The following is a 20,756-nucleotide window of genomic DNA, read 5'->3' as shown; positions in this document are numbered from 1 at the left end:
CGGCTTTGGCCCGCCGTCCCGATACGCGGGGCGGCGGGCCTTCCTTTGACTTGACGAGAGGTTTTATATGACGGCAAAGCATTCCCCGCTGCGGTTCGGCCTCATGGAGGTCGGCTACTGGTGCGCCTACGGGGCGTTTACCACCTTCTGCGTCTCCTACGTCCTGGAGCTGGGCATGGGCGCGTCCAGGGTCGGCTTCATGGCCGCCGCCTACACGCTGTGCGCCTTCCTCGGCCAGTTCTTCTGGGGCGCGCTGTGCGACCGTTCCGGCGCGCACCGGCCCCTGTTCGCGCTCGGCTGCGCGCTGCTCTTTCTCTTCTGCTGTCTTTTCTTCGCGCATCCGCTGGGCCCCCTGGGCATCGTGCTCTACGGCGCGGTGGGCTTCATTCAGCAGCCCGTAGGCGCCCTGCTGGACACCTGGGTCATAAAGAGCTGCCTCGCGGAGCCCCACCGCTTCGGCCATGCGCGCGCCCTTTCCACGTTCGCCTACGCGCTGCTGATGCCCCTGCAGGGCAACCTCATCCGCGCCCTGGGCTACGGCTGCATGGTGGCGGGCGCGGGGCTCTTCCTGCTGCTCTCGCTCCTCGCCTGCCTGCTGACGGCGGACGCGCCCGCCGTCCCCCGCCCGGCCCGGCAGGCGCGCCCCTCCCTGCGCGGGGCGGCGCGCGCCTTTTATCCGCTCGCGGGCGTCCTGCTCCTCCTCTTTTGCATGGGCATGGCCAACGCGCCGCAGATTCAGCTCACCGCCCTGCTGGTCGCGGGCGTCGGGGGCACGGTCGTGCACCAGAGCTACGTGATGTTCGCCAACTCCATCGCCCAATCGCCGGTGCTGATGCTCAGCCGCCGCCTCTTTCGCGTCAGCGCGCCGCGCCGCCTGACCGCGGCCAGCGGCCTCTTCGTGCTGACGCTGCTGTGCATCGCCTTCGCCCGGACGCCCGCGCAGCTCACCTGCTGTTATCTGCTCAACGGGCTGGGCAGCGCCCTGTACCTGCCCGCCATGCGCCAGATGATGCAGGAGCTGGCCCCGGCCGGCCTGCAGGCCACCGCGCAGGGGCTGGGCGACGCCACCTATCAGAGCCTGGCGGGCATGTGCTCCACCGCGCTGTCCGGGGTCGTCGTGGAGCGCCTGGGCGTCTCCTGGATGGTGCTGCTGTGCCTTGCGGTGCAGGTCCTCTCCCTGTGCCTGCTGCTCGCCTACTGCGCGGGAAAGCGCACCGGGGAGCGTCCCGCTGTTCGCGCGGGGCGATGAAGCTGCCGCTTACCGCGTGATGTGCGCCACCAGGTCGCTCAAAAGGGCGTCCCGGTAAATATGGTAGACGAACTTGCACACCGGGCGGCGGGCGTCCTGGGCGTAGTAATGGTCGTACTCCGGGATGGGCGTGGGGACGAGCCTGTCCAGCATCAGGCGGCGCCGGTCGTTCATCAGCCAGCCGATGGCCGTCACGTCCCAGATGGGGCGGCTCCAGATGCGGCCCCTGGCGTATTCATCGGCCGCCTCCACGGTGTGCTGCACCAGGTAGTCGCACAGCGCGTTTTTTCCGCCCAGCCAGCGCTCCAGCTCGGGCCCCGTGGAGGTAAAGGCGCTGGCCACCCCCATGCACGGCACCACGATCAGCGGAACGCCGGAGCCGAAAACCACCCGCGCGGCGGCGACGTCCTGACGGACGTTGAATTCCACGTTGTCGTGCCATTCCAGCGCGTTGCCGCCCAGCCAGACCACCGCGATGCGGTCGGCGATTTCCGGATTTTTCAGCAGGGCGGAGGCGATGTTGGTGATCGCGCCGATGGCCACCGCGTACAGGGGCCTGTAGGGCGAATAGTCCATGGCGCGCCGGCAGAGGTCGTCCGCCGCCGCCGAGGGCTGAAAGGTGCTTTCATCCGTCAGATAGCCCGTGGAGCCGCGGAACACCTCCATCTCCTGCCCTGACAGGCGCAGGAGCTTTTGAATCTCCCGATAGCTGCGCTCCATGCCGTCGGCCGGGCCTTCGGAGCGCTCGTTGTAGAAGGGCGCGGCGTAGATGGCCTTTACGTTCAGCTTTTCCGGGGCGTGCATCGCGTAGGCGATGGCGAACTGGTCGTCGATTTCATTGTAGGCGTCCGTGTCCAGCACCATGTCCACGGGGCCCTCGGGGCATTCAAGCGTCTTCAGTCTTTGTTCCAGCGTGAGCATATTCCCGTCCCTCTCTGCCGTCAAATCGAAATATTGAGAATGCATCCGCCCAGGCCCGTCGGATGCTCCGCCTGCAGGATGAGCCGCGCGGCGCCGCAAAGCGGCCGGTAGTCGCCCGCATCCGGCTGGTAGATCCAGGGCAGCTCCTCCTGGGGGAGCCGGAGGCAATGCTGCGCGCCGTCCCAGGCAAAGGCGTAACGCCGCATCGTGCCCGGCGTGATCCGCAGCCACACCCGCGCGTCCTTCACGCGTTCCCCCCGCGCGTCCAGGACGTCCGCGTACACGTTCAGGCCGCCCTGCTCAGACCGCTCCCACCGGCACCGGAGGGCCAGCGATTCCAGCATCGCCCGGGCCAGCGCATAGCGCCTGGCGGCATGCCATCCGGTGCGCATGCCGCTGTAATAGTGGCGAAGCGCCTCCACGTCGGCGCCGGACTGCTTCCACCTTTCATAGGCATCCTCGGCGCGGCAGACGGCGTCCTCCAGCTTTTCGGGCCGCTCTCCAAAGAAAATCAGCGCGGTTCCATGGCCGGGCAGGGTAAACGGCATAGGCATGCGCCGCCCGGTCAGCATGTTCACCGCGCAGGCATCCCCGATCAGGCGCTCGTCGGGCGCGACGGTCAGGACGGCCTCCTTCGCCCCGTTGTTGACGCACACGCAGCCCATCGCCGCGCGGTCCGTCAGCGCGTACAGATTGACCTGCCCGGCATCGCCGGATACCCGGAACGGCCGCAGCACCACGTCCGGGGCAAAACGGCTGATTTCCGCGCTTAGCTGTCCGTAATCGACCGCGTGAAAGCGGTAGCGCGTGCCAGAGGTCCCTTCCTTAACGCCCGCAAGGAACATTTCTCGGATTGTCCGCAGCTCGGCGCCCTGCGCCGCGCGGCTGACCAGGCAGTTCCGGTGGCCGAGCACCGCCTCCCGGCACCGCGCGTCCGCGTCCAGGGCAAACTCGCCCCAGACGATCAGCCGGCCGCCGTTGTCCAAATAATCCGCAAGCCGCCGGAGCGTGCCGGACGAAACGGCCTTGTCGCCAACCGCGATCAGCAGCGGCATGCGCCCGGCCAGCCCCGCTTCCACCAGCGCATCGGTCACGACGGTCGCGTTCGCCCGGTCGCTCAACAGGTCCTGCATCAGCGCCGTCCACCGCGGTTCGTATCCATCCAGCCAGGTGTCGTCCGCCGCCAGAACGCCTACCTGAGGCTGCATGCGCCCCATGCCCGTCAGGTAGGGGCTGGCGGCGATGATTTCGTCAAAGACCCTGCGGCACTCCGCCTCGGCGGGCGTATTTTTGATGAACCATTCGCCGTCGTGCAGGTGGGAACGCCAATGGATGGGGAAAATGATGCTGATCCCCATGCCCACGTCCTCATAAACCAGCCGGCGCAGCGTTTGCGGCGTAAAGGAACGGCCGCCGCCCGCGGCGCTCAGGTCGGCGGTCTTGTTGCCCAGGCGGGGCACGATGACCGGCGCGCCGTAGGAGGTGTTCAGGCAGGTCAGAATCACGTTTCGGCGCTCCGCGTCGTCGTCGATGAGGATGTGCCCCATCTCGATGCCGTCGCAGGCCGCGGCCAGGGTGTCTGGCTGCTGCCCCAGCCGGGCCCGCGCGTCGCCGTGCATCATGGAGCCATGGGTGGGATAATAGCACAGGTGGGTGTCGTCCTCGCTCAGAATTGCCTGATAATAGTAAGCGGCCCGGTCCGCCATGGCCTGTTCGCGGTAGCGCAGCCAGAGCCTGCGCGCCGGGCTGCCCGCCCGGAGGGTGTCCCGCTTCGCGGGGACCTCCTCGCCCTCCCGGCGGCACCAGGCGGCGAAGTGGGCCCAGGAGGCGGGCCGGTAATCGCCGCTGCCCAGGTTGAAGTATTCCGGGTAGAGCATTTCCGCGCCCATCACGTAGGCGGCGACATAGTGGCAGCCCGGCAGCAGCGCCGCCTGACGGGCCAGCTGCCGCGCGTACAGGCGCAGCAGCTTCGGGTCGTCGATGGCCGGCATGGGAATGGGGGTGCCGTTGAGGATGTCCGGGTCCCTCAGCTCCAGAAAACGGCCGTCCACATCCTGCATCAGCGCTTCCGGGATGCGGGCTTTGTACTGGTGAAAGCCCGGAAAGTATACGTTGTTGTGCTCGCCGCCGCCCATGATGGTGTGGCGCTTGCCCTCGATCACGTCGTGAAAGCCGATGAGGCGCGCCGACAGGTCCGTCTCTTCCAGCACGTATTGGCCCTGCGCCTCGTCCCAGACCACGGGGGAGGTTAATTCGCCGTGGGTGCAGTTGCAGTGCGTGCGCTCCGCGCAGCATTCAAAGTCGGACGCGTTGTCAAAGACGCCGAGCTTTTCGCCGGGGCGGTGGATCCGCCCGAAGTAGGCGGCGTTCATTTCCTGTTGCAGCATAAGTTCCCTCCGTGTGAAAGAGGTTCCCCGGCAGCCGTGCGAGGATACCGGGGAACGCGGTCGCTATTGGGTTTACTGGGCGGCCTCGGCATAGGGCGGGAAGAAGAACTTCACCCCCAGCTGCGCCTTGCCCGCCTGGAGCGCGTCGTCTTGGTACTGCAGGTACAGCTCCATGTCGTACACGGTCGGCAGCGTCTGCTGAATTTCGGCGTACTTGGCCTCAAAGGCTTCCGCGCTTTCCGCGGTGAGCAGCTCGGCCTCCGCGATGTCCAGGTAGCTTTCGCGCTTGATTCTTTCCTCGTTCACCGGCATCGCGCGCTCGTCGTTGGGGTCATACCGGTACTGCGCGGAGCGGTGGGAATACTGCGCCATGGGCTGCTTGAGCTGGACGTCCGAGGTGCGGCTGACCTTCAGGTCGTTGGGGTTGGTCAGGTCCAGATTCGGGTCGTACTGCATGAGGAAGGCGAAATTCGCAAACAGGTCGAAGCAGGACACGCCTTCCTTCTTGGTCAGCGTCGGGTCGTTCTTGCAGGCCTCGGCCCAGCTGTCCAGCGTGGCGATCTTGCCGTCCGCGTCGTACGCCCACTGTTCGCCCTCCCAGCCCTTGGCCAGGTGGATCGCGCCCTCGTCGTTCACCAGGTAGGAGATGAACCGGATCAGCTTATCAGGCGCCTTGCAGTTGGCGCTGATGCAGGTCTGCAGATAGCCCCAGCCGGAGATGTCGCCCAGCACGGGGTCGTCGCCCCTGCTGTTGCGCAGGACGACCGCCTTGTAGTAGGCGTTGGGGTCCGCGTCGTAGAGGGTGCAGAATTCATTGTAGAAATCCTGGGGCGCGGCGATCAGCGCGAACACGCGGCCGCTGGCGATCTTCTCGCGGACCTGGTCGCGGGTGTCGGCGTAGTTGGCGTCCAGGATCAGGCCGCGGCGATACGCCTCGTTCAGGAACGCGTAGGATTCCTTGTTGGTGCCCGCGGCGAAGGCGTCGAAGGCATGGCCGTCTTCGGTCTCCCACGGCTCGGCGAAGTAGGAGCCCACGATGCTCTGCGCCTCGTTGCCGCCCTCGTAGAGCTGAATGCCGACGACGTCCAGGCCGTTATAGGCGCCGATTTCCTTCACCGCGCGCTCGCAGACGTCCAGGAACGCCGCGGGGGAGGACATGTCCGGATTGCCGAGCTGCTCGAGCATGTCGGCGCGCACCATGATGCAGCGGTTCGGCACCAGGCCGGTGCCCTCGGGCAGGTCGTCGGTGGAGTAGGCGAAGTTCGGGTAGGCGTAGGTCTTGCCGTCGGAGAGCGCGTACCAGGCCAGCACGTCGGAGCGGAAGCCGGCCTTTTCCTCTTCGGGCACGTACAGGTCGATCAGCTCGTCATAGGAAACGAGCATCTCCGCCTCGGCCATCTGCCTGATCAGATTGGTCGAGGGGCTGTCCCACAGGCCCTTCATCGTGATGATGTCCGGCACGGAGTCCGAGGAAATGAGCGTCGCCAGCTGAGAGCCGGATTCGTCCGCGGCGGTGACGAACTCGATCTCGATGCCGAACCTTTCCTTGAATTCGGCGGTCATGCGGTCAAGGCCCCAGCCCTCTGAGTTGAACACGAAGGAGGGAACGTCCACAAACCAGGTCAGCCTGACGGGCTCCTCGTCCGCCAGGGCGGGGATGGCGGTCGCCAGAAGCAACAGCGCCATCAGCAGGGAAACCAATCTCTTCATGATAGAGCCTCCTTTTGCGGGTATCCCGCATCTTTCTCAAACCGCGCGCTGCGGTCGGATTCGTTCTTCAGCCCTTCAGCGAGCCGAGCATGATGCCCTTGGTCAGGAAGCGCTGCAGAAAAGGATAGATGCACAGAATCGGCACGGTCGAAACCACGATGGTGGCGTAGCGCACGGTCGTCTGCGTCACGTTCTGCTGCATGTTGGCGGGCAGGCCGCCCATGTCGGCGCTGCTGACGAATTCCGAGGTCTTGATCATCTTGTACAGGAAAAGCTGCAGCGTCTGCAGGCTGCGGTCGGTGGTGTAGACCATGCTGTCATAAAAGGAGTTCCAATGCCCCACCGCGACCCACAGGGCGACCGTCGCCAGCACGGGGGCGGACAGCGGCAGGTAGAGCTGGGCAAAGGTGCGGAACTCCGACGCGCCGTCCAGCATGGCCGACTCGTGCAGCTCCTCGGGGATGCTGTGAAAGTAATTGGAGCAGATAATCATGTTGTAGACCGAATACAGTCCGGGGATGATGTACACCCAGAAGGTGTTGATCAGCTTCAACTGCTTGAGCATGATATAGAAGGGGATCAATCCGCCGCCGAAGAACATGGTGAACATGTTGAACCAGTAGATGGGCGTGCGCAGGGGCAGGTCGCTGCGGCTCATGGCGTAAGCGACCATGGCCGTGAACAGCACATGGGTGACGGTGCCCACGACGGTTCTGAGGAACGTCACCCGCAGGCCTATCCACAGCCGCGAGTCGATCAGCGTCACCATGTAGTTCTGCAGGCTGATCTTGCGCGGCCAAAGGTAGATGCCGCCGCGCATGTAGTCGCCGCCGTCGCTGAAAGAGCCGATCAGCACATACCAGAAGGGATAGACGCAGATGAACAGGAAGAGGAACATGAAGGCGGTCATCAGGTAATCCCAGCCGTTCTTTCTGTTCATCAGGCCCGAAAGTCTCCTTCGGTACTTTCCAAGCGCGCGTTCGGTTTCCGGCATCGTCTCATTCCTCCTTTTTCAGAACAGCCCGTTTCCGGTCAGCTTCTTGCTCGCGAAATTGCCCGCCCCCAGCAGAACCACGGCGATGATCGAGCGGAACAGCCCCACAGCCGTGGTGAAGGAGAACCGCCGCTGGGAAATGCCTACCTTATAAATATAGGTATCCAGCACCTCGCTGGCGGCCAGGTTCAGGGGATTTTGCAGCATGTAGATTCGGTCGAAGTTCGAGCCCAGGATGCCGCTGATGGCCAGCAGCAGCAGCACCGCGATGGTGGAGGAAATGCACGGAAGCGTCACCCGGAAGGCCGTCTGCCAGCGGTTTGCGCCGTCGATGTGCGCCGCCTCATAGATTTCCTGATCGACGCCCGCGATGGCGGACACGTAGATGACGGAGCTCCAGCCCGTTTCTTTGACGACCGTGGAAAGAATCACAATCGCGTAGAAATACTGCGGCTTGGACATGAACGGGATGGCCTGCTCAATGACGCCCGCATCCTTCAGGAGGTTGTTGACGATGCCGCCGTCCGAGGAAAGAAAGGAAGTGACGATGCCGCCGAACACCACCCAGGAAATGAAGTGGGGAAAGTAGGTGCCGGTCTGGATCACCCGGCGGAATTTACCGCTGCGCAGCTCGTTGAGCAGCAGCGCGAAGAAGATGGGCAGCGGAAAGGTGAGCGTCAGCTCCAGCACGCCCAGCGCCAGCGTGTTGGTCATCACATTTTTGAACTGCGCGTCCCGAATGAATTTCACAAAATTCTCCATGCCCACCCACGGCTTGGCATACAGGTCCTTCATGATGTTCATGGAGTAGTCCATGTTCTTAAACCCAATGACGATGCCGACCATCGGCAGATAGGCGAAAACCGTCAGGAACGCTACGCCCGCCATGGCCATCAGGAAAACCTGCCAGTTAAACCGCTTCGGGATCAGGCGCCTCCTCTTGGATGGCTTGGCCCATGCTGTCATACCCCTACCTCCTGTGCTTTTTTCAGGACCCGTCCGCCCGCGCATCCGGGCGGGCCGGGGCCCTTTTTCCCCCGCGCAAAGCGCCTGCGTGCGCAAAGGCCCCGTTTACGGCAAGATGGAATCATTCCACAAATTTGATGCGTCATATTCTATCAATCAAACATGCCGCAATCTTTTTACATTCATATTTTAACAAAACCCTATAACATGTGATATAATAAAATGGCTGGTCATGTATAAAAAATGGCTCCAAAGAGGAGGGAAAGCATGCAGGCCACGATGGAATATCTGGGCATCAATCAGTTTTTGCAAATCCCGTTTTACGTCAACCTGCACACACACAGCACGTATGAGCTGCTCTATTATTACCGCGGCGAGGGAAGTCTCCATTGCGGCAGCAGCCTGTTTGCGTATACCTCCGGTTCCGTCGTGGTCATTCCCCCCAGCGTGACCCACGACGAAATCCATCGCACCGCCACGAACGTGGCGTATATACACTTTTCCATAGACGACGACAGCCTGTTTCCGCAGCCCAGCATCTACAGCGATATGAAGGAAAAGGTCGAGGGCATGGTGCAGGATTTGAGCGCCGAATGGACGTTGGACTCGGCCTATCACGAGGAAAAGCAAAACGCGACGCTGCTGCTGCTGCTCATCGAATTGCTGCGCACACAAAACGCGCACAAGATCGGCGGGATCAGCGGGTATTTCGCGGCGATCCGCTCCAGGGACAGCGACGTAAGGCACTTCATGCTGGAGGAACAGGAAATTTCCAGCCTTGGCTATAGCCGCGACCGATACCGCCATATTTTCAAGGAAAAGACGGGGATCGCGCCGCACCAGTTTATCATCCAGACGCGGATCGAAAAGGCGAAATACCTGTTGACGTACACCAGCCTTACCATTACCGAGATTGCCGCGCTATGCGGCTACTCGTCCAGCGCCTACTTCGCCATGCAGTTCAAAAAGCACCTGGGCGTGACGCCCTCGGATTACAGGGGAACCCGGTAGCTCCCGCATGGGCCCGCCCTCCTGCGCGGCGTCCTTCCGCGCCCCTTTGCCCACGAAAAAGGCCGCGCCCCCCGAATGGGGAGCACGGCCCTGGCCATCGACAAAGTCGATGGCCTCGTGCAAAATGAAGAATCATTTTGCACGAATGTTACGGGTGATGTTTTCCTCCGCAAATGCTGCGCATTTGACTACGGAAAACGCCCCGCCCGACCGGCAAAGCCGGTCGATACGATTCCCCATGAAGGGGAAACTTCCCCTTCATGCATCCCCTTTTACAAGACGATAAATCGCTCAGTTGTACTTCGGCAGCCAGCCCTCGTGCGCGGCGATCAGGTCGTCGCACATCGCCACGATGTCGTCGATGGAAAGCTCGCTCTGACAGTGCGGGTCCATCATCGCCGCCTGATAGATGTATTCCTTCTTCAGCGTGCGCGCCGCCTCGATGGTGAGGAGCTGCACGTTGATGTTCGTGCGGTTCATGGCCGCGCACTGCTCGGGCAAATCCCCGATGACCGTGGGCGCGATGCCGGTGGCGTCCACCATGCAGGGCACCTCGACCACCGCGTTTTGCGGCAGGTTGGTGATGAGGCCGGTGTTGAGCACGTTGCCGCCGATCTTGTAGGGCTGGTTCGTCACCATGGCCTCCATGATGTAGCTGGCGTATTCCTTCGTGCGCTCGTGCGTCAGGTGCGGGTCCTGCGTCAGCTCCACGCGGCGCTTCTCCCAGTCCGCGATCTGCTTCACGCAGCGGCGGGGGTACTCGTCCAGCGGGATGTTGAAGCGCTCGATCAGCTCCGGGTACTTGTCCTTGATGAAGAAGGGCATGTACTCCGCGTTGTGCTCGGAGGATTCCGTCACGTAATAGCCGAAGCGCTTCATGATCTCGTAGCGCACCATGTCGCCGTGCTTCTCGGTGCGCGCCTCGGCGCGGCGCTTGACCTCGGGGTAGAGATCCCTGCCGTCCTTCGTCAGCTCCAGCAGCCAGGCCTGGTGGTTGATGCCCGCGATCTTCCACTGCACCTGCTCGTCGTAGGACATGCCCAGCCCCTCCAGCAGGTTCTTCGCGCAGGACTGCACGCTGTGGCAAAGGCCCACCGTCTTGATGGGCGTCATGCGCAGCATCGCGCCGGTCAGCATGGCCATGGGGTTGGTGTAATTGAGCAGCCAGGCGTCCGGGCAGACCTCTTCCATGTCGCGGGCGAAGTCCATCATCACGGGAATCGTGCGCAGCGCGCGGAAGATGCCGCCGATGCCCAGCGTGTCCGCGATCGTCTGGCGCAGGCCGTACTTCTTGGGCACCTCGAAGTCCGTGACCGTGCACGGCTCGTAGAGGCCGACCTGAATCGCGTTGACCACGAAGTCCGCGCAGCGCAGCGCGTCCTTGCGGTTTTCCACGCCCAGGTAGGTCTTGATCGTCGCCTTGTTGCCCACGTTGTTGTTGATCGCGCCGAGCATCAGCGCGGATTCCTCCAGGCGCTTGCCGTCGATGTCGTACAGCGCGATCTCGCTGTCCGAAAGCGCGGGCGTCAGCATGCAGTCGCCCAATACGTTCTTGGCAAACACCGTGGAACCCGCGCCCATAAACGCAATTTTAACCATTTGATGTTCCCTCCTAAAGGCTTGTCGTTACCTGCATTATAGAAAAACAGGGGCTTGATTTCAAGGCGAAATGGTTGTACATTATTCATGAAATGTTGCATCCTCTGAAATGTTGCATCCTCGAAAGAAGGGAACTCCATGTTTTACGACACGCCCGGCGCCCCGCACGCCCTGCGGCTCAAGGTACGCGCCTGCGGACGCGAGGACTGCGCGCCCGGCCACCGCTTCGGCCCCGCGGTTCGCGAATACTTCCTGCTGCACGTGGTCTCCGGCGGGCGCGGCGAGTTCGTGAGCGGCGCGGGCCGCTTTTCGCTCGGGCCCGGCGAGGGCTTCCTGATCTTCCCCGGCGAGGTCACGGTCTACACCGCCGACGCGCAGGACCCCTGGCGCTACGCCTGGGTGGGCTTTTCGGGCGAGGGCGCGGACGCGCTGCTCGAATCGCTGGGGCTCTCGCGCGCCCGGCCCGTGCTTCGCCTGGGCGAAAGCCTGCCGGGGGCGCTTTCCATCCTCTACGCGCTCTACGAGGACGCGGTCGGCCTGCGCATGGGCGAGCTGGCGGCGGTGGGCGGGCTGTACCGGCTGCTCGCGCTGCTGGGACAGGGGGCGCAGGCCGCGCTGCCCAGCGGCTCCCTGTGCGAGCAATACTACCGCAAGGCCGTCTGGATGATGGAATCGGGCATGGGCCAGCCGCTTCGCGTGCAGGAGATCGCCCGCGCGATGGGCCTGAGCCGCTCGCAGCTCTTCCGCGTGTTCAAGCAGGTCTGCGGCCGCTCGCCGCAGCAGGTACTGCTGGAAAAGCGGCTTTCGCAGGCGCGCCGCCTGCTCGAGGAGACGTCCCTTTCCATCGCGGAGGTGGCGGAGGCCTCGGGGTTTTCCGGCGCCGTGCACCTGACGGACGCGCTGCGCGCGGCGGGCTTCCCCCCGCCGGGCAAGCTCCGCCGCGCGGGGAGCGGCCCGGCCGGCGGGCGCATACACTACGAATGAGCGCCCGGCTTTTCGGCGCTTTTGCGTTGACTGACGGGGCTTCATATGGTACGCTTATGTTTAAACATCGCGGCATTGCCGCGCCAAAGTGGGGTTGAAACCATGATCGTCGATTTCCTCGTGCGCCGCTTCGTGCCCGACTGCGACGCCATCCAGAACCCGAAGGTACGCGCGCGCTACGGCGCGCTCTCGGGCCTCGTGGGCATCTGCCTCAACCTGTGCCTGTTCGCCTTCAAATTTCTCGCGGGCGCGATCACCGCGTCCATCGCCATCACGGCGGACGCGTTCAACAACCTGTCCGACGCGGCCAGCTCCGTGGTGACGCTGGTGGGCTTTCGCATGGCCGAACGCCCCGCGGACGACGAGCACCCCTTCGGCCACGGGCGCATCGAATACATTTGCGGCCTGATCGTCTCCGCGGCGATCTTCGTCGTCGGGCTGGAGCTGCTCAAGAGCTCGTTTGAAAAGGTGCTGCACCCCGCCGCCACCGCCATGGACGCGCTCTCGCTCGTCATCCTTTTGTGCGCCATCGCGGTCAAGCTGTGGATGTGCTTCTTCAACCGCAGCCTCTCCCGGCGCATCGGCTCCACCGCCATGGCCGCCACGGCCAAGGACAGCCTGACCGACGCTGTCGCCACCTCCGCCGTGCTGGTGGGCGTGGGCGTAAGCTCGCTGTTCGGCCTTCACATCGACGGGTACATCGGCCTGCTGGTCGCCGCCTTCATCCTCTACACCGGCTACTCCACCGCGCGCGACAGCCTGTCCCCCCTGCTGGGGCAGTCGCCCGACCCGGACTTCGTTGCGCAGATTCAGCAGACGGTGCTCGCCCACGAAGAGGTGGTGGGCATCCACGACCTGATCGTGCACGACTACGGCCCCGGCCAGCGCATGGTCTCCCTGCACGCGGAGGTGCGCTCGGACGAGGACATCCTCGTCATCCACGACGCGATCGACCGCATCGAGATGGAGCTGCGCGGCAAATTTCACTGCGAGGCGACCATCCACATGGACCCCATCGAGGTGGACGACGCGGCCACCAACGCCATGCGCGCGCGCGTCCGGGAGGCCGTCCGGGCCATCGACCCGGCGCTCTCCATCCACGACTTCCGCATGGTCGTCAGCCCCACGCACACGAACCTCATCTTCGACGTGTGCGTGCCGCACCGCTTCCGCATGACCGACGCGCAGGTCTCCCACTCCGTGCACGAGAGCATACGCAATCTGGGCGAGCACTACTTCGCGGTCATCCAGGTCGAGCACGGGTACCTGTAGGGGACAAGGACGAGGAGGATGCCGGGACGCCCCGATGTGCGCAAATCGACGACAAAAGCCGCCTGAGCGCAAACGGCGCGGTAGGCGGCTCTTCTAATGATGAAGGCCGAATATCAAGCGAATTAAAAATCAGAATGGAGTTTTACCCATGACCGATACGAAGAAGGAACAGGAACGCGCGGAGCTTCACCGCGTGATTTGGAATATCGCCAACGACCTGCGGGGCAGCGTGGACGGCTGGGATTTCAAGCAGTATGTGCTGGGCATGCTGTTCTACCGCTACATCTCCGAAAACCTTGCGGGGTACGTCAACCGCGGCGAATGGGAAGCCGGAAATGCCGCGTTTGATTATGCCGCACTCTCGGACGCAGACGCGGAAGAGGCCCGTGCGAGTCTGGTAGAAGAAAAAGGCTTTTTTATCCTGCCCAGCGAACTCTTTCAAAATGTCCGTGCCAAAGCACCGCAGGATGAAAACCTGAACGAAACGCTGGAGGCGGTTTTCCGCAGCATTGAAGCCTCCGCGCAGGGCAGCGTCAGCGAGGACGACTTTAAGGGCTTGTTTGACGACATCGACGTCAACAGCAACAAGTTGGGCGGTACGGTCGCCAAGCGCAACGAGCGTCTGCTAAAGCTGCTGAACGGCGTAGCCGACATGAAGCTGGGCAATTATCAGGACAATACCATCGACGCTTTCGGCGATGCCTATGAGTACCTCATGGGCATGTACGCCTCCAACGCCGGAAAGAGCGGCGGCGAATACTTCACCCCGCAGGAGGTTTCCGAGCTTCTCACGCGGATTGCGGTCTACGGCAAGGCAGAGATCAACAAGGTCTACGACCCTGCCTGCGGTTCCGGCTCCCTGCTGCTGAAAACGGCGAAGATCCTCGGGAAAGAGAATGTCCGCCAGGGCTTCTTCGGGCAGGAGATCAACATCACCACCTACAACCTTTGCCGGATCAACATGTTCCTGCACGATATCGATTACGACAAGTTTAATATCGCCCATGGGGACACGCTGACCGAGCCCCAGCACTGGGACGAAGAGCCCTTTGAGGCCATCGTCTCCAATCCGCCCTACTCCATCCATTGGGACGGGGACGCTAATCCCCTGATGATCAACGACCCGCGCTTTTCCCTGGCGGGCGTGCTGGCCCCCAAGTCCAAGGCCGACCTTGCGTTTATCCTGCACAGCCTTTCGTGGCTGGCCACCAGCGGCACGGCGGCCATCGTCTGCTTCCCGGGCGTGATGTATCGGGGCGGCGCGGAGCAGAAAATTCGCAAGTATCTGATTGAAAACAACTTCATCGACTGCATTATTCAGCTTCCCGACAACCTGTTCTTCGGCACCAGCATCGCCACCTGCGTCATGGTGCTGAAAAAATCCAAGACGGACAACGCCACCTTGTTCATCGACGCCTCCAAGGAGTGCGTCAAGGTGACGAACAGCAACAAGCTGACGCAGGACAACATCGACGCCATTGTGGAAGCCTTTGCAAAACGGGAGGACAGGCAGTATTTCACCCGGCTGGTGCCAAATGACGAAATCGCCGAGCAGGGCTATAACCTGTCCGTTTCCACCTATATAGAGCAGGAGGACACCCGGGAAAAGATCGACATTGTGAAGCTCAACGCGGAGATTGCGGAGATCGTGGCGCGGGAACAAAAGTTAAGGGAAGAGATTGATAGGATTGTGAAGGAGATTGAAGAGAAATAACCTTATGGGAAACAAACAACAAGAGAAGAAATGTCTCGAACTTGTTCTCCACGATAAACCGTCATGTCAATTCGGGAAAGAAATCCAAAAGTTATTGAAGGGCGAAATCTTGGAGAGGGAAACACCAGATTTTCTGATTAACCGGATGGGTATTGAGCATTTTCTTGCAGATATGTTTTTTACTACAAAGAAAAAGAATGCCATGTCAACAGCGCGAAAGAATTCATCGAAAATAATCGAGGCGGTCAGTCATTATCAAAATAATGCAGAATCTTTAGAAAAAGATGTTGATAATGGAAAAGCAACGGAATTTATTGAGAACATTGTAAATTCTCAAGTTGATGGTATAAGAAATTTCAAATATCAAAATTTTATCGAGAATTATAAGCGACAATTTAATAATCACTATGAAAACAGGAATGAATACAGAAAAAAGTGTGACAAGCTTGGTTTTTTAATAGAAATTCCTTATATAAGTCCCTGTATAGGGGATTACACAATAACAAAAGGCAAACGTACATATCGCCAAAAGGTAAGAACAATTCCCCTTTCCAACAACATGTTCGAATATATTTGGGAACATCATGATTTAGATTTTGTTATCTTTTGCATTTACCCGATTAACATTAACAAAAAAACTCAACCAAAGGAAATTGCTATTGTATATATTGATCCTAAGAATAAAAATCTATTTAATCAAAGCATCGTCTTATGTGATGAATTTGATTACACTATTAAATTGAATAAGAAGTTAAAGCTAAATGTTAAACCTTAGAAGGTGTTTATAGATGTTTAGAATGGATTATCTATTGCAGAAACTTTGTCCGAATGGAGTGAAGCACTTAACAGTCACAGAGCTTTTTAACACAAGAAATGGGTATACACCACCTAAAGCTAATATAGAACTCTGGGATAGCGGAACGATTCCATGGTTTCGAATGGAAGATATCCGAGAAAATGGACGCATCCTTTCTAAAGCGACAAAATATGTTTCTGCAAAAGCAATTAAAGGTTCTCTGTTCCCAGCCAATTCCATTATTATCGCAACGTCTGCAACGATCGGAGAACACGCATTAATTACAGTTCCTTCTTTGGCTAATCAGAGATTTACTTATTTGATGCTCAAAGATAAATACACAAACATTGTCGACATAATGTTTATGTATTATTATTGTTTCAAATTAGACGAATACTGTAAATCACATCTTAATCAAGGAAATTTTGCTTCTGTAGATATGAAAAAGTTTGCAGAATTCAAGTTTCCCCTCCCCCCTCTGCCCGTCCAGAAGGAGATCGTTCGGATTCTGGACAGCTTTACCGAGCTGACCGCCGAGTTGACCGCCGAACTGACCGCCGAGCTGACCGCCAGACGGAGGCAGTATGAGTATTATCGGAATGAATTGTTGCTGTCCGAAGATAATGTTACTACGATGACCTTGGGCGATATAGGAAAAGTTTCAATGTGCAAGAGAATTATGAAATCTGAAACAAGAAGTATAGGTGATGTTCCGTTTTTTAAAATCGGTACATTCGGTAAAAAGCCTGATGCCTATATCTCACAGCAAAAATATGAGGAGTATAGTACAACTTATTCTTTTCCTAAAAAGGGAGATGTCCTTATTTCAGCAGCAGGAACTATAGGCCGAGCCGTTATTTATAATGGTGAACCTGCATATTATCAGGATTCTAATATTGTTTGGATTGATAATGACGAGAGTGTTGTCTTAAACAAATACCTATTTTACTACTACCAACTACAACCTTGGGTAATTTCCACTGGCGGGACAATTGCTCGGCTGTATAACGATAATTTAAGTAAAACAAAAATCACAGTTCCCCCACTTTCTGAACAAGCTCGCATCGTCTCCATCCTCGACCGCTTCGACGCGCTGTGCAACGACCTCACCAGCGGCCTGCCCGCTGAGATCGAAGCGCGGAAAAAGCAATACGAATACTACCGGGACAAGCTGCTGACGTTTCAGGAAAAGGATGTGATCTCATGATAAAGGGCGTTATTTACATTCTGACAAACCCGTCTTTTTCCCATCTTGTGAAAATCGGCTACGCGAAAAACATCGAAAGCCGCTTACGACAGCTCAACAGCAGCGACCACGTGCCCTTCGCTTTTCGTGTCTACGCCGTTTATGAGGTGGAGAAGCCTCTGACAGATAAAAAGCTGCACCTGTTGATCGATAAGCTCAACCCTGATCTGCGCACGATTGAAACCTTTGACGGGAGGGAACGCGCCCGAGAATTTTATGCCATGTCCGCCGAGGATGCGTATAACCTGCTGGAGTGTATTGCGGAGATCAGCGGCACAAAAGACCGTCTTAAGCGCATGACGCCGGAAGGGCACGAGATTATCGACGAGCAAATCGCCGATGATTTGCGGGAAACCGCAAGGCGCGGGCCGTTCCGATTCAGTGATTGCAATATTCCTGTTGGGAGCGAAATCGCCTTCATCGAAGACCCCACCGTCAAGGCCCTAGTGGTGGACGACCGCCATATCGAGTATAACGGGGAAACAACGTCGGTTTCCGCCCTTGCGCAGTTATTGAAAGGATTTGAGCATCCTGTTCAGGGGACATTGTGGTTTACCTATCAGGGGGAACGGCTTACCGATCTTCGGGACCGCCTGGAGGCCTCCGGGCAATAAGGAGGATACCGGTGAATTGTTACAACATCGTCGCCCAAACAACGGAAAACACCGTCGTGGCGGAATACACGCCGCAGCCGCGCCAGTCCGACGCCTACCAGAGCGAGGCGGCGCTGGAAAAGGAGTTCATCGGCCTGCTCTCCGCGCAGGGGTATGAATACCTTGCGATACACAGCGAAAAGGCGCTTATTGCCAACCTGCGCACGCAGCTGGAGCTGCTCAATCGCTATGCTTTTTCCGATGCCGAATGGGAGCAGTTCTTCACCGAGTGCATTGCAGGGAAAAATGATGGAATCGTGGAGAAAACCCGGCGCCTTCAGGACGATTATATCCAGATTCTCCGCCGGGACGACGGCTCCACAAAAAACATCTATCTGCTGGATAAAAGAAACGTCCACAACAACCGCCTACAGGTCATCAATCAATACGCGACCGCGGAAGGAACCCATAAAAACCGTTATGATGTAACGGTGCTGGTCAACGGCCTGCCCATGGTGCATATAGAGCTCAAGCGCCGGGGCGTCGCTATTCGGGAGGCGTTTCATCAGATCAACCGCTATCAGCGGGAAAGCTTCTGGGCAGCCTCCGGGCTCTTTGAGTACGTGCAGATTTTCGTCATTTCCAATGGCACCAATACCAAATACTATTCCAACAGCACCCGCTTCAACCATATCCGGGAGGCGGGAGCTTCCGGGAAAAGCGCCAAGGCCAAAACCAGCCACAGCTTTGAGTTTACCTCTTTTTGGGCGGATGCGCAAAACCGTATCATCCCGGATTTGATTGATTTTACAAAGACCTTTTTCTCCAAGCACACGCTGTTGAATCTTTTGACCCGGTACTGTGTTTTCACGGCAGAAAACATGCTGCTGGTCATGCGCCCCTACCAGATTGCCGCAACAGAACGCATTTTGAGCAGGCTGGAGATTGCGAACAACTACAAAACCTATGGAACCATTGCGGGTGGCGGATATATCTGGCATACCACCGGCAGCGGCAAGACCCTGACCTCCTTTAAAACGGCGCAGATTGCTTCCAGGCTGCCCTACATCGAAAAGGTTCTCTTTGTGGTAGACCGCAAGGACCTGGATTATCAGACCATGAAGGAATACGACCGCTTTGAAAAGGGCTCGGCCAACAGCAACACCTCCACCGCCGTATTGCAGCGGCAGCTGGAGGATAAGGACCGCCGGGGCAATCCCCATGAATACAAGATCATCATCACCACCATTCAAAAGCTATCCACCTTTATCAAAAAGAATCCCGCGCATGAGGTCTACCAAAAGCGTGTCGTCATCATTTTTGATGAATGCCATCGCAGCCAGTTTGGGGATATGCACACGGCGATTACCAAACATTTTAAGAAGTATCACCTCTTCGGCTTTACCGGAACGCCGATTTTTGCGGTCAACGCGCCGCACCACGGAAAACCGACGATGAAAACCACGCCGCAGGTTTTCGGCGGCGAACCGGACAAGGACGGGAAAAGGGTACTTCCTCTGCATACCTATACCATCGTGGACGCGATCAACGACAAAAACGTCCTGCCGTTCCGGGTTGACTACATCAAAACCATGGACAAGGAACCGGATATGGACGATAAGCAGGTCAGAGACATCGACCGGGAAAAGGCCTTCTTAGCTCCCGAGCGGATTTCTCTGGTGACAAAGTACATTCTGGATCATTTCGATCAAAAGACCTACCGGAACCAGCGAACCTATTCGTTCAGCGTCTTACAAAACATTGCAGAGGTAGCCTCCGCGGGCGGCAGGGATGAAACGGAAGAGATCAAGCAAAAACAGCGGTTGAGCGGCTTTAATTCCATTTTTGCCGTTTCTTCTGTGGAGGCCGCAAAGCTTTATTACGCCGAATTTCAGCGGCAGATGGCAGAATCCCCCGCCAAACGGCTGAAAATTGCGCTGATTTACAGCTACGGGAACAACGAAGAGGAAGCAGATGGCCTATTGGACGAGGAAAATCCAGAGGATACCAGCGCATTGGACCCCTCCTCGCGCGATTTTCTGAATGCCGCTATTTTGGATTATAACCGGATGTTCCGCACCAATTATGACACCACCAGCGAAAAATTCCAGAATTATTACAAGGACGTCTCCCTCCGCATGAAAAACAAGGAGCTGGATTTGCTCATCGTCGTCAATATGTTTTTGACCGGCTTTGACGCTACCACGCTCAATACGCTGTGGGTGGATAAAAATTTGAGAATGCACGGGCTGATTCAGGCTTTTTCCAGAACGAACCGCATTCTGAACACCATTAAAACCTTTGGCAATATCGTATGCTTCCGCAACCTGCAAAAGCGGACGGACGAAGCCATCGCCCTGTTCGGCGATAAAGAGGCTGGTGGGATCGTCCTTTTAAAAAGCTATAAGGATTACTATGAGGGCTACACAGACCCGGATGGAAGCAAAAGGCCCGGTTATTGCGATATGGTACAGGAGCTTCTGGAGAAATTTCCGCTTTCCGAGCCGTCGATCATCGGAGAGAAAAACCAAAAAGACTTTATCGGTCTGTTCGGCGCCATTCTGCGTATGCGGAACATTCTGGTTTCCTTTGATGACTTTTGCGGCAATGAAATCTTGTCGGAGCGGGAATTGCAGGATTATCTGGGGCGATATCAGGACCTTCGGGATGAGTGGAAGAGGCAGCGGGAAAATGGCGGCAAGGAGAACATCAACGACGATATTGTGTTTGAAATCGAACTGATTAAGCAAATAGAAATCAATATCGATTACATTCTCATGCTGGTAAAGAAGTATCACGACACCCATTGCGAGGACAAAGAAGTGCTCATATCCATCCGACGGGCGGTAGACGCCAGTCCGGAGCTTCGCAGCAAAAAGGCGCTGATTGAAACTTTTCTTGCCGGGGTCAACGACGTTTCGGACGTACTGCTGGAATGGCGTGAATTTGTCATCAAAGAAAAGGAAGCGGAACTGGAAGCAATCATCGCTTCTGAAAAGCTGAAGCCGGAGGAAACCAAACGGTATATTGAAAATTCCTTCCGAGATGGCGCTTTGAAAACGATCGGAACGGATATTGACAAAATCATGCCGCCTGTTTCCCGCTTTGGAGGCGGAAGAGCGGAGAAAAAGCAAGGGATCATCAGCAGGCTTACGCAGTTCTTTGAGAAGTACTTCGGAATTTAGCTCTATGATATAGCAAACGGAAGGCATATCCGAAAATACGCCTTCCGCTACAAACCAATGATACACCTTTATTAGGCGGCCCCTTGATCAGGCCGCCTTTTTTACGCTTCCGTCCCCGGTCCGGGGAAT

15 protein-coding genes are annotated in these 20,756 nt (G+C 58.1%); 9 read left to right on the top strand and 6 right to left on the bottom strand.

Features of this window, described 5'->3' with window-relative positions; genetic code table 11:
• The first annotated feature begins 67 nt into the window (after nucleotides 1–67).
• On the top strand, nucleotides 68–1,249 hold the full coding sequence (locus C1725_RS03370; RefSeq protein WP_102410271.1) for an MFS transporter: 1,182 nt from the start codon (nucleotides 68–70) through the stop codon (nucleotides 1,247–1,249).
• Between the two features lie 9 nt (nucleotides 1,250–1,258).
• On the opposite strand, the gene C1725_RS03365 is transcribed toward C1725_RS03370, so the two are convergent.
• The 5 genes from C1725_RS03365 to C1725_RS03345 form a co-directional block, all read right to left on the bottom strand.
• Complete coding sequence (locus C1725_RS03365) at nucleotides 1,259–2,170, bottom strand: nucleoside hydrolase (protein ID WP_102410270.1); 912 nt, start codon at nucleotides 2,168–2,170, stop codon at nucleotides 1,259–1,261.
• Nucleotides 2,171–2,190: 20 nt separating this feature from the next.
• A complete protein-coding gene (locus tag C1725_RS03360; protein ID WP_102410269.1) occupies nucleotides 2,191–4,557 on the bottom strand; it encodes a hypothetical protein in 2,367 nt (788 codons plus the stop codon).
• A gap of 72 nt (nucleotides 4,558–4,629) precedes the next feature.
• Nucleotides 4,630–6,267 (bottom strand): type 2 periplasmic-binding domain-containing protein, encoded by a 1,638-nt coding sequence (locus C1725_RS03355; RefSeq protein ID WP_102410268.1) that lies wholly within the window; start codon nucleotides 6,265–6,267, stop codon nucleotides 4,630–4,632.
• A gap of 67 nt (nucleotides 6,268–6,334) precedes the next feature.
• Nucleotides 6,335–7,261 carry an ABC transporter permease subunit gene (locus C1725_RS03350; protein ID WP_102410267.1) on the bottom strand — a complete coding sequence of 309 codons (927 nt, stop codon included), beginning with the start codon at nucleotides 7,259–7,261 and terminating at the stop codon, nucleotides 6,335–6,337.
• Between the two features lie 18 nt (nucleotides 7,262–7,279).
• A complete protein-coding gene (locus C1725_RS03345; RefSeq protein WP_102410266.1) occupies nucleotides 7,280–8,227 on the bottom strand; it encodes an ABC transporter permease subunit in 948 nt (315 codons plus the stop codon).
• 267 nt (nucleotides 8,228–8,494) lie between these two features.
• On the opposite strand from C1725_RS03345, the gene C1725_RS03340 reads away from it, so the two are divergent.
• A complete protein-coding gene (locus C1725_RS03340) occupies nucleotides 8,495–9,238 on the top strand; it encodes an AraC family transcriptional regulator (RefSeq protein ID WP_346026295.1) in 744 nt (247 codons plus the stop codon).
• 291 nt (nucleotides 9,239–9,529) lie between these two features.
• On the opposite strand, the gene melA is transcribed toward C1725_RS03340, so the two are convergent.
• Complete coding sequence (melA, locus tag C1725_RS03335) at nucleotides 9,530–10,837, bottom strand: alpha-galactosidase (RefSeq protein ID WP_102410264.1); 1,308 nt, start codon at nucleotides 10,835–10,837, stop codon at nucleotides 9,530–9,532.
• A 138-nt stretch (nucleotides 10,838–10,975) separates the two neighbouring features.
• On the opposite strand from melA, the gene C1725_RS03330 reads away from it, so the two are divergent.
• From C1725_RS03330 to C1725_RS03300, 7 genes are all read left to right on the top strand, one after another.
• Nucleotides 10,976–11,821: an AraC family ligand binding domain-containing protein gene (locus C1725_RS03330; RefSeq protein WP_102410263.1), complete on the top strand. Its 846-nt coding sequence runs from the start codon at nucleotides 10,976–10,978 to the stop codon at nucleotides 11,819–11,821.
• 102 nt (nucleotides 11,822–11,923) lie between these two features.
• Entirely contained in the window at nucleotides 11,924–13,093 is a 1,170-nt protein-coding gene (locus C1725_RS03325) for a cation diffusion facilitator family transporter (protein ID WP_346026294.1), read from the top strand.
• Nucleotides 13,094–13,241: 148 nt separating this feature from the next.
• Nucleotides 13,242–14,807 carry a type I restriction-modification system subunit M gene (locus C1725_RS03320; protein ID WP_102410262.1) on the top strand — a complete coding sequence of 522 codons (1,566 nt, stop codon included), beginning with the start codon at nucleotides 13,242–13,244 and terminating at the stop codon, nucleotides 14,805–14,807.
• Between the two features lie 4 nt (nucleotides 14,808–14,811).
• On the top strand, nucleotides 14,812–15,582 hold the full coding sequence (locus C1725_RS03315) for a hypothetical protein (RefSeq protein ID WP_102410261.1): 771 nt from the start codon (nucleotides 14,812–14,814) through the stop codon (nucleotides 15,580–15,582).
• 13 nt (nucleotides 15,583–15,595) lie between these two features.
• Nucleotides 15,596–16,810, top strand: coding sequence for a restriction endonuclease subunit S (locus C1725_RS03310; protein WP_346026293.1), 1,215 nt, complete (start codon nucleotides 15,596–15,598; stop codon nucleotides 16,808–16,810).
• Complete coding sequence (locus tag C1725_RS03305) at nucleotides 16,807–17,463, top strand: GIY-YIG nuclease family protein (protein WP_102410260.1); 657 nt, start codon at nucleotides 16,807–16,809, stop codon at nucleotides 17,461–17,463. Before C1725_RS03310 ends, C1725_RS03305 begins: the two co-directional genes overlap by 4 nt.
• An 11-nt stretch (nucleotides 17,464–17,474) precedes the next feature.
• Nucleotides 17,475–20,627 (top strand): type I restriction endonuclease subunit R, EcoR124 family, encoded by a 3,153-nt coding sequence (locus tag C1725_RS03300; RefSeq protein WP_102410259.1) that lies wholly within the window; start codon nucleotides 17,475–17,477, stop codon nucleotides 20,625–20,627.
• Nucleotides 20,628–20,756: the final 129 nt, after the last annotated feature.

It is taken from the genome of Beduinella massiliensis, from assembly GCF_900199405.1.
GTDB classification, from domain to species: Bacteria; Bacillota; Clostridia; order Christensenellales; family Aristaeellaceae; genus Beduinella; species Beduinella massiliensis.
This window is presented reverse-complemented; position numbering and strand designations above follow the sequence as displayed.